The sequence below is a fragment of the Kluyvera sp. STS39-E genome, assembly GCF_040932435.1.
Taxonomy (GTDB): domain Bacteria; phylum Pseudomonadota; class Gammaproteobacteria; order Enterobacterales; family Enterobacteriaceae; genus Kluyvera.
This window is the reverse complement of the sequence record NZ_JBFQGA010000009.1, coordinates 94926-105167: the sequence shown is the minus strand read 5'-3', so window position 1 is coordinate 105167 and position 10242 is coordinate 94926. Positions and strand designations below refer to the sequence as shown.

Here is a 10242-nt window from a genome sequence, read left to right as displayed (position 1 = left end):
TCGCATCAGGAAGGCATCATCTCAGGAGCACGACCCTCCGCCCTCGCGGTTTCCCTATGGAAGGGACTTCACCGTGGGGAAGGATATTCATCAATAGTCATAAAAATATAAACGACCTTAAAAGGTCAAAATATTGATATTATTGGGGATGTTGTATGGGAACGCGAAGCGGTAAACGCACGAGATTTTTTTGGTTAGCGGTCTGTATCCAGCCGCTACTTTTCTCTAATGCCTGGGCCGTATGGGGGCGTTCGGATAGCGAAATCGCCCGCCATATCGACCCGCAAAAAATCGCCGGGCAAGATCAGCTGCCCAATCTGCGTGGGCGTGACCCCGGCCTTGGGGCCAGCAACGTCACGCCGCCGGCCAATCTTAATATCGGCCAGGCGGTTTCGCGCGCTGTCCAGTGGTATCCGGATATTGGCACCGAAGCCGGCAAACTGTTTACCACCGCCGAAAAGGTGGATGTTGCTCGCGCCCGCTACTATCCGCAGATTAGCGGCGGCCTAAATAACGGTGTCACCAACTCCTATTCCAATCACGGTAACGTCCCTTCGGTGGTGCTATCGCTTTCTCAGATGCTCTATGACTTTGGCCTGACGGACAGCGCGGTGAGTGAAGCCAACGCTGCGGTGGCAGGACAACAGGCCGTTGTGCTGCTAAGCATTGATAAAGTGGCCCACGATACCGCGGCTGCGCTGGTGCAGGTGCAGGGCTACCAGCAACTGGTGGCGATTGCTGAAGAACAGCTCCGCTCACTGCAGCAGCTTGGCAAGCTGGCAAATGAACGTAACAGTGAAGGGGCCAGTTCGCTCTCCGATGTGGTGCAGACCGACGCGCGTATCGAAGGCGCACGGGCGACGCTGGCGCAAAACCAGGCGAATCTTCAGCGCTGGCGGGCGACGCTGTCGACCTATGTGGGCTGGGATAATATCGCGCAGGTGAGTAACGAATTTCCCGCATCGCTTGGAAAATCCTGCAGCGTGGCAACCGTCGATGATCAGCTTGTCCCGTCGGTCTTGGCGGCGCGAGCGCGGGTCAACCAAGCGGTGGCGCAACTGGCGGGGGCCGAAGCGCAGATGAAACCGACAATCTCGGTGGAGTCTGAAGTCACCCACTATCTCAACGACCGCTACGCCAACAGCGAGCAGCTCGACCGAACTCAGTACACGGCCTACGTGCGGGTTAAAATGCCCATTTACCAAGGCGGCGGATTGACCGCCAACCGCGATGCCGCTCAATACAGCCTCGATGCCGCCACCACGGCGGTACGTAGCGCCCAGCTTGAGGTCCGTCAGCAACTGAGCGCGGCGCAGAGTGCGTCGGTCAGCCTGCAACAGGCGCTACAGATCCAGGCGCGCCAGCAGATCCTGACGCAAAAAACCCGCGAGCTCTATCAGCAACAGTATCTTGATCTCGGATCGCGTCCATTCCTCGATGTGTTGAACGCCGAACAAGAAGTCTATCAGGCGCAGTTCACCCAGCAGGAAACGGAAAGCCAACTGCGCACCCTGCAGCTTGACTGTCTGTACAACACCGGACGTACACGTGAGCAGTTTGCGCTTAACAACCAGTCCATTCAGGGCGTGGAGATCCAACCATGAGTGGGAAAGCCAACATCACCGAACAGGAAATATTGGACGCCAGCGCGCTCAGTGATTGGGTCGCCGTGATTAGCCAAATTGCGACGCACTATCGTCTGTCATTTTCCCCCGGCGGCCTGCAGGCCATGGCCCGCTGGCAGTTGGGTAAACCGCTAAACGTCGCCCTCAACAACATGGCGCGTCATGTCGGGCTGACGGCGAGGCTGCTGCATGAAAAACGCGATAACGTCTCCGGCTGGCGATTGCCGCTGGTGGTGCAGCTCAAAGAAGGGCCTATAGGGGTGATCCACAGCTTTGACGGCAAGGAAAACGTCGGCGTTAGCTTTACCCGCGATGCCAACCTGATAGTGACCCAGCCGCTCGTCGAACTGCTCGACAAAATTCAGGTGGTGGTGGCGTTTCGCCCTGCATCTATGGCGCGCGATAGTCGTACCGAAGAGTATCTGGCGGACTTTAACCCCGGCTGGCTTAACGAGCTGGTGATGGTCAAAAGTAAACCTTACTGGCACGTGATGCTGGCCTCGCTGATCATCAACGTTCTGTCGATGGCTGGCATTATTTTCTCCATGCAGGTTTACGACCGAGTGATCCCCGCGCAGTCCTATCCGACGCTGTACGTGCTGTTTATCGGCGTGCTGATTGCGGTGATCTTTGGCTTTGCCATGCGCCTGATGCGCAGCCACGTCAGCGATATTCTCGGCAAACAGGCCGATATGCGCATTTCCGACCGCGTGTTCGGCCACGCGCTGCGGTTGCGAACCAGCGTGGTGCCGCGCTCAACCGGCAGCTTTATCTCGCAGCTGCGCGAACTGGAATCGATCCGCGAAATGGTCACCTCGACCACCGTTTCGGTGATAGCCGACCTGCCGTTTTTCTTCCTATTCCTTTTAGTGATGGCAATTATCGCCCCGCAGCTGGCGTGGATCCCTCCGGTGGCTGCGCTGGTGATGATCGCTCCCGGCCTGTTGCTGCAAAAAAAATTGGCCGATCTTGCGCAGGAGAACGTCAAAGAGTCGACCCTGCGCAACGCCGTGCTGGTCGAGAGCGTGCAGGGGTTGGAGGATATTAAGCTGATGCAGGCGGAAAACCGCTTCCTGCAACAGTGGAACAGCTACATCCGCATCACCGCCCAAACCGGGATGAAAAGCCGCCGCCTGACTCAGGGCCTGCTGGCCTGGGGCAATACCATTCAGGGGCTGGTTTATGCGGTGGTTATCGTGGTGGCAGCGCCGATGGTGATTGGCGGTGACATGACCACCGGGGCCATCGTTGCCGCCTCACAGCTCGCGTCGCGCATGATAGCGCCAATGGCGGCGCTGGTCGGCGTGCTGGCGCGCTGGCAGCAGGCGAAAGCGGCGAAAGGCGGCATCGACAGTATCATGCAATTGCCGGTGGAAAACGGCGGCGATTCCCAACGCCTGCACCGCGACGTGCTGCACGGTAACTATCTCTTTGCCGATACCGCGTTCCGCTACCGCCCTGACTCGCCGACCGTCCCGCTGCGGGTGGCAAAGCTGGAAATTACCGCCGGCGAGCGAATTGCCGTGCTGGGGCGTAACGGCGCGGGCAAATCGACTTTCCTACAGGCGCTTATTGGCGGCGTGCCGCTGGAGCAGGGCGAGCTGCGGCTTGACTCGCTCAGCCTGCCGCACATTGATGTCGCTGACCTGCGGCGCAATACCGGCCTGATGACGCAAAATGCCCGGCTGTTCCACGGTTCGCTACGCGACAACCTGACGCTGGGCGCGCCGCAGGCGAGGGATGATGAAATCTTCGCCGCCTTGGTGATGTGCGGCGCCGATGTGCTGGTCAGCAAATTGCCTCACGGTCTCGATCACGTGGTGATGGAAGGCGGGCTGGGGCTGTCCGGCGGGCAACGCCAGTCAATCCTGCTAGCGCGCCTGATGCTACGCGACCCTAACATTGTGCTGCTCGATGAACCGACCGCTTCGCTTGATGAACATACCGAACGTGATTTCCTCGACCGCCTGAGCCATTGGCTGGCGGGGCGCACCCTGATTATCGCTACCCACCGTAGTGCGGTGCTGTCCGTTGTTGACCGCGTGCTGGTGCTAAAAGACGGTCAACTGGTGATGGATATGCCGAAAGACAAAGCGATGGCGACCAGAAACACCCGTGATGCGGAGGTGGAAAATGAAAGACGACCAGCCTGAAACCGCCGTCATACTGCCCGAACAGGCACCAATCCCGACGCCAGCTAACGCTCAGCCGCTCAATTGGAACGGCGATAGCGGCGAAAATGACCTTGATAACCAGAGCCTGTCGAAGTCTGGACGCATCGTGACAATGTGCGGCGTGCTGCTGCTGGTGGCCTGGGGCTGGGCATCATTCAGCACATTGGATGAAGTCTCGACCGGGACCGGCAAGGTGATCCCCAGCTCTCGTGAACAGGTGCTGCAATCACTGGACGGAGGCATCCTAGTGGCGTTGAACGTGAAGGAGGGGCAGCGCGTCGAGGCGGGCGAAGTGGTGGCCCGGCTTGACCCCACCCGTTCGGAATCTAACGTCGGCGAGAGCCTAGCGCGTTACCAGGCAGCGCTGGCCGCCAGCGCGCGGCTATCGGCGGAAGTGAATGAGCTGCCGCTGACTTTTCCGCCGGAGCTTAAAAACGTGCCCCAGTTGGTGGCTTCGGAAACCCGGCTTTATAAGCTGCGTCGCAGCCAGTTCGCCGACTCGAAGGCGCGGGTGGCTGACTCCGTATCGGCAGTGGAACGTGAGCTAGAAATTACTCGCCGCTTGGCGAAAACCGGTGCCGCCAGCAATGTGGAAGTGTTGCGTCTTGAACGCCAGCGTTCGGATCTGCAGCTTAAAATTCTCGACCTGCGCTCTCAGTACTTAGTTCAGGCCCGCGAAGAGCTGGCAAAAGCGACGGCGGAAGCGGCATCGCTGGCTGAAATCATCCGTGGCCGCACCGACAGCGTGACGCGCATGACGGTACGTTCGCCGGTGAAAGGGATCGTCAAAAAAATCAAAGTGAACACCTTGGGCGGGGTCATTCCGCCGAACGGCGAGCTGATGGAAATTGTGCCCCGCGATGACCATCTGCTGATTGAAACACGCCTGTCGCCACGTGATATCGCCTTTATCCACCCGGATCAGGCGGCGCTGGTGAAAATCACCGCCTATGACTACGCTATCTACGGCAGCTTGAAGGGCGTGGTGGACAGCATCTCACCGGACACCATTCAAGATGAGGCAAAGCCGGAAGTCTATTACTACCGGGTGTTTATCCGTACCGAGCACGATTATCTGCAAAACAAAGCCGGCAAGCATTTCAATATTGTGCCGGGGATGATAGCCAACGTGGACATTAAAACCGGCGAGAAGACGGTGATGGATTATCTGGTAAAACCGTTTAACAAAGTCAAAGAGGCGCTGCGCGAACGCTAGCGTTGAGGATGAATCCGCCGTCTCCGCCGCGGCGGCGGACTCATCTCGCTAATTAAAGCCGCATTATTAAATGCGGCACACGAAAATAGCGGCCGTCAGATTATTATTTATAATCTAATCCATGTATTACTACTATCTCGCACTTATATATCAGTAATAGACGTTCAGTATAGTCATTTATGTGGCACAGAAGGATAAGTTGAGGATGAATTAATCGGCTAACATAGGTTTTTAATAACAAGCCGTGATTTCCATGATTTTAATTAGCTTACTTTTGCGCATCATTCTTTTTGTTGTGGCCGTCGCTGCCGCCGTTCTCTGTCTGCATGTTGATGTTAACCTTCTCAAAAATGGCCTGTCTGAAACCTCATTTACCGAGGTGGTTCAGGAGTCGATCCTCTTCATTATTGTTGTCATTCATCTGGTCCGTGCGCGTAAAGATAGCGCGATGAGACAATGTAATGTATTGATTGCAGGTTTCTTTCTCGCCATGCTTATTCGTGAACTGGACGCCGTATTCGATCTCGTTCGCCACGGCAGCTGGGTCTGGTTTGCATTAGTGGCAAGCATCGTGACCATTGCCTATGCGCTGCGGAAACCTTCGCAGGTCGCCCAACAGCTTATCGCCTATGCCCGTCAGCCGTCCTACGGTGTGATGGTTGCTGGCCTGCTGACGATTTTGATTTTTTCCAGATTATTTGGTATGTCGATTCTCTGGCAGTCCATATTACAAGAAGGCTATGCCCGTATTGTCAAAAATATGGTTGAAGAGGGCGTCGAGCTGTTTGGTTATATTCTGTGCTTAGGCGCGTCTGTGAATTTATTGAGCGCCAGAGCTTCCTCCTAAATTGGCAGCAGAATAACCTTATCGGCAGAAATATATTTCGAGATTGGTCAAATAACCCCCCGCTGATTCTTGATACCGACGGCGGCCCCAGCAGGGGCCGCTTTTTTGTGTCCGTTAGGCAATCGTTTGTTTTGCGCCGCTTATTAATTGCAGGTAGGATGCTCCGCGGCGGTTTTATCCCTACACAGAATGACGGGAAAAACCCTGCGGTTGATGCGGATAGTCGTTCATTTTCGCGTCGGCCAGAAGTCTTCCTTTAATCAGACAGGTAACAGGGAAACGATGGAAACACAAAACACACAGGCTGCGGAAAAACACGCGGCAAAACGGCGCTGGCTCAACGCGCATGAAGCGGGTTACAACAAAGCAATGGGCAACCGCCAGGTCCAGATGATCGCCATCGGCGGGGCGATTGGTACCGGGCTGTTCCTCGGCGCGGGCGCGCGTTTACAAATGGCAGGTCCGGCGCTGGCGCTGGTTTACTTGGTTTGCGGGATTTTCTCCTTCTTTATTCTGCGTGCGCTTGGCGAGCTGGTTTTGCACCGGCCTTCCAGCGGCAGCTTTGTCTCCTATGCACGTGAGTTCCTTGGCGAAAAAGCCGCCTACGTGGCGGGTTGGATGTATTTCGTCAACTGGGCGATGACCGGGATTGTCGATATCACCGCCGTCGCGCTGTATATGCACTATTGGGGCGCATTTGGCGACGTTCCGCAGTGGGTCTTTGCCCTCGGCGCGTTGGCTATCGTGGGCACCATGAACATGATAGGCGTGAAGTGGTTTGCCGAGATGGAGTTCTGGTTTGCACTGGTGAAAGTGCTGGCTATCGTCGTGTTCCTCGTGGTCGGCACCGTTTATCTGGGGAGCGGAAAACCGCTGGATGGCAACGCCACCGGCTTCCATCTGATAACCGATAACGGCGGCTTCTTCCCACACGGCCTGCTGCCTGCGTTGGTGCTGGTTCAGGGCGTGGTGTTTGCCTTTGCTTCTATCGAACTGGTGGGGACTGCCGCCGGGGAATGCAAAGATCCGCAAACCATGGTGCCGAAGGCCATCAACAGCGTTATCTGGCGTATTGGCCTGTTTTACGTTGGCTCCGTGGTTCTGCTGGTGCTGTTATTACCGTGGACCGCATATCAGGCGGGGCAGAGCCCGTTTGTCACCTTCTTCTCTAAGCTTGGCGTGCCGTACATCGGCAGCATTATGAATATTGTGGTACTGACCGCCGCACTCTCAAGCTTAAACTCAGGCCTTTACTGCACCGGGCGTATTTTACGTTCGATGGCGATGGGCGGTTCTGCACCGCAGTTTATGAGCAAAATGAGCCGTCAGCATGTGCCGTACGCGGGCATTCTGGCGACGCTTGCGGTGTATGTGGTTGGGGTGTTCCTCAACTATCTGGTGCCGTCCCAGGTGTTTGAGATTGTGCTGAACTTTGCCTCACTGGGTATTATTGCTTCGTGGGCGTTTATCATGATCTGCCAGCTGCGCCTGCGCAAAGCCATTAAAGAAGGTCAAGCCGCCGATGTCAGCTTTAAGCTGCCGGGCGCGCCGTTCACCTCTTGGCTCACGCTACTGTTCCTGCTGAGCGTACTGGTGCTGATGGCGTTCGATTATCCGAACGGGACGTTTACCATCGCCTCTCTGCCGCTGATTGCCATTTTGCTGGTCGCTGGCTGGTTTGGCGTGCGTAAGCGCGTGGCGGAAATCCACCGTACCGCACCGTAATATAACATCGCCCGGTGGTGCTACGCTTACCGGGCATACATACTCAACGTAGGCCTGATAAGGGTAGCGCCATCAGGCAATAACCCCGACACAGAGTCAGACACACCTAAAGAAGTCGTGCTCCTCCGACAAAACCTTACACAGAACACCTTGCACATACATCTGTATTGTTTATGATTCCGCTGTTCTGAATTATCCGGGAAACTATGCGTAATCGTCAGCGTCTTGCGAAATGGCTTTTGATATTAACCTGCCTTGCCATGCTTATCTGCATGGTTCAGCGGGCGGTCTATCTGCACCATTTTTTACAACAAGCCGCAAATCCAACGCCAATGCTTTCCGTCCCCGCACCAGATGATGCCTCGGCCGGCCCGTCGCCGTGCCAGCTTAGCGCTAGCTCCTTACTGTGCGCGCAGCCGGTATTCTTCGATGGTGCACTGCCCGCCGTTATTCTCTTCCTGACCTTGCTGCAACTGTTCACCGAGGTCCGCGCGCTGGTCTTTAGGGATATCCCCGTACGGCCGCCTACACAGCGAATACACCTACAAAACTGCGTCTTCCGTGAATGAATAATCGCCGTTAACGCGACCTATTATTTATTTACGGAGAAAATATATGCTGAATATCTTCAGGGGATGCGTCCTCCTGTTGCTGTCATGCATGGGCATCGCCTATGCGGCAGATACCGGGTGGCTGACGTCACCCCAAAACGACCACGCCCGAATTCGTTTCCAGGCTGAAAGGCACGACGACCAGCTTCGTGGGCTGCTCACCGTTGAGCTACAGTCCGGCTGGAAAACCTACTGGCGATCGCCGGGAGAAGGGGGCGTTGCGCCCGAAATTCAATGGCATAACGGAGAAAAGGCCCAGTGGTACTGGCCGGTTCCCTCGCGCTTTGAAATCTCCGGGCTGACCACGCAGGGCTACCACGACCGGGTCGTTATCCCGATGGTGATTACCGGCAAGCTCGCCGATGTGCTGGATGGCACGCTAACGCTCTCCACCTGTAGCAACGTCTGTTTGTTAACCGACTATCCGCTGCATCTGGATTTTAATCAGCCGCCGGACGCTGATTTCCCGCAGGCGTTTGCCCAAGCGATGCGCGCCATCCCGCCTGATAGCGGGATCTCAGACGATCTTGTCGCCCATCTCTCGGGCAGTAATCTGGTCATTTCCGGCACGACCGCCGGTGAGTGGCGCGATGCGCAGATCTTCTTTGACCCGCTCGATGGCGGCATTATTCCCGGTGCGCCAACGCTCAAAAGCCAAGGGGCAACGCTGCAGATAAGCGCGCCGGTCACCGATGAATGGGGCGAAAAAGTCACCACGCTTGCGGGGAAAAATCTCTCCTTTGTCCTCACCAACCAGGGGAAAGCGCAGCAAACCACCCTGACGGTCGGAGCGGACGAAACGACAGCCTCTGTGACAAGCATAACGCCCGCTAATCTGGCGCAGATTCTGCTGTTTGCGCTGCTTGGCGGGCTTATCCTGAACCTGATGCCGTGCGTCCTGCCGGTGATGGGCATGAAGCTAAACTCGGTGCTCCATGCCGGGAACGATAAGTCCCGTATCCGTCTGCGTTTTCTGGCGACCAGCGCCGGGATCCTGACTTCCTTTGCGCTGCTTGCCGCAATGGTCACCGCGCTTAAGCTCACCGGCGCATCGCTGGGATGGGGGATTCAGTTCCAAAATCCGTGGTTTATTGGCCTGATGGTAGCGGTCACCTTTATTTTTGCCATGAACCTGTTTGGGCTGTTCGAGATGCTGCTGCCGTCGTCAATGAGCGGACGTCTGGCGACCGCCGGGGGCAATGGCGTGGCGGGTAGCTTCTGCGAAGGGGTTTTTGCCACGCTGCTGGCGACCCCCTGTTCGGCACCGTTTCTCGGCACCGCCGTGGCGTTCGCACTGGCGGCACCGCTAACGGAACTGTGGCTTATCTTTATGCTGCTGGGGCTGGGCATGGCGCTACCGTGGCTGTTTGTCGCGCTAGTCCCGAAAACGGCACTGTTGCTGCCGCGTCCCGGCCCATGGATGAATACCCTCAAGGTGCTGCTGGCGCTGATGATGCTGGCATCGAGTTTGTGGCTGGCGTCGCTGCTGGGGTTACATATGGGAAGTACTGCCAGCGGCATCATCACCCTGCTGCTGACGGCTGTCGCGTTGGTTGTTTTCATCTATACGGGAAAGCACCGGACAACACTTTTCTGGCTGGTGGTGGTAACGCTGGCGGCTTTTGGTGGCTACCAGGTGCATGGACTGTTACAGGCCGACACCGCCGTACCATCGCGTGAAACCGGCCCGCAAATTGCCTGGCAGCCGCTGAGCGAGGAGGCGATTACCCGCGCGCAGGCGCAGGGGAAGCGGGTGTTCGTCGATATCTCCGCCGATTGGTGCGTCACCTGCAAAGTGAATGAACTGCGGGTATTAAATCAGCCGGAAGTGATCGCCGCGCTAAACCAGCCGGATGTCGTGGCGCTGCGTGGCGACTGGAGCCAGCCATCCGAACTGATCACCGCGTTTTTGCATAAAAGAAACAGCTACGCGATCCCCTTCAACCAAATTTATGGGCCAGGACTCACGGACGGCAACATTCTGCCGCCGCTGCTGGAAAAGCGCACTCTCCTGGAAACCCTCAAGAATGCTAAAGGCTAATTA

At 56.6% G+C, this 10242-nt stretch carries 7 protein-coding genes; all 7 read left to right on the top strand.

Going from position 1 to position 10242, the window contains the following annotated elements; translation table 11 throughout:
- The first annotated feature begins 155 nt into the window (after positions 1 to 155).
- Positions 156 to 1604 carry a TolC family outer membrane protein gene (locus AB4K05_RS19550; protein WP_368481534.1) on the top strand — a complete coding sequence of 483 codons (1449 nt, stop codon included), beginning with the start codon at positions 156 to 158 and terminating at the stop codon, positions 1602 to 1604.
- Entirely contained in the window at positions 1601 to 3778 is a 2178-nt protein-coding gene (locus AB4K05_RS19545) for a type I secretion system permease/ATPase (protein WP_368481533.1), read from the top strand. The genes AB4K05_RS19550 and AB4K05_RS19545 overlap by 4 nt, the downstream gene beginning before the upstream one ends.
- 133 nt (positions 3779 to 3911) lie before the next feature.
- Positions 3912 to 5015, top strand: coding sequence for an HlyD family efflux transporter periplasmic adaptor subunit (locus AB4K05_RS19540; protein WP_368481624.1), 1104 nt, complete (start codon positions 3912 to 3914; stop codon positions 5013 to 5015).
- A gap of 262 nt (positions 5016 to 5277) precedes the next feature.
- Positions 5278 to 5862 carry a transporter gene (locus tag AB4K05_RS19535; protein ID WP_368481623.1) on the top strand — a complete coding sequence of 195 codons (585 nt, stop codon included), beginning with the start codon at positions 5278 to 5280 and terminating at the stop codon, positions 5860 to 5862.
- A gap of 282 nt (positions 5863 to 6144) precedes the next feature.
- Entirely contained in the window at positions 6145 to 7587 is a 1443-nt protein-coding gene (ansP, locus tag AB4K05_RS19530) for an L-asparagine permease (RefSeq protein WP_368481532.1), read from the top strand.
- A 206-nt stretch (positions 7588 to 7793) separates the two neighbouring features.
- Complete coding sequence (locus AB4K05_RS19525; protein ID WP_368481531.1) at positions 7794 to 8156, top strand: hypothetical protein; 363 nt, start codon at positions 7794 to 7796, stop codon at positions 8154 to 8156.
- Positions 8157 to 8202: 46 nt separating this feature from the next.
- Positions 8203 to 10239 (top strand): protein-disulfide reductase DsbD family protein, encoded by a 2037-nt coding sequence (locus AB4K05_RS19520; RefSeq protein ID WP_368481530.1) that lies wholly within the window; start codon positions 8203 to 8205, stop codon positions 10237 to 10239.
- Positions 10240 to 10242: the final 3 nt, after the last annotated feature.

Bases quoted from the DNA above. Each gene is read 5' to 3' on its own strand.
- AB4K05_RS19550 (WP_368481534.1), top strand. From the start codon at position 156: ATGGGAACGCGAAGCGGTAAACGCACGAGATTTTTTTGGTTAGCGGTC.
- AB4K05_RS19545 (WP_368481533.1), top strand. From the start codon at position 1,601: ATGAGTGGGAAAGCCAACATCACCGAACAGGAAATATTGGACGCCAGC.
- AB4K05_RS19540 (WP_368481624.1), top strand. From the start codon at position 3,912: ATGTGCGGCGTGCTGCTGCTGGTGGCCTGGGGCTGGGCATCATTCAGC.
- ansP (WP_368481532.1), top strand. From the start codon at position 6,145: ATGGAAACACAAAACACACAGGCTGCGGAAAAACACGCGGCAAAACGG.
- AB4K05_RS19525 (WP_368481531.1), top strand. From the start codon at position 7,794: ATGCGTAATCGTCAGCGTCTTGCGAAATGGCTTTTGATATTAACCTGC.
- AB4K05_RS19520 (WP_368481530.1), top strand. From the start codon at position 8,203: ATGCTGAATATCTTCAGGGGATGCGTCCTCCTGTTGCTGTCATGCATG.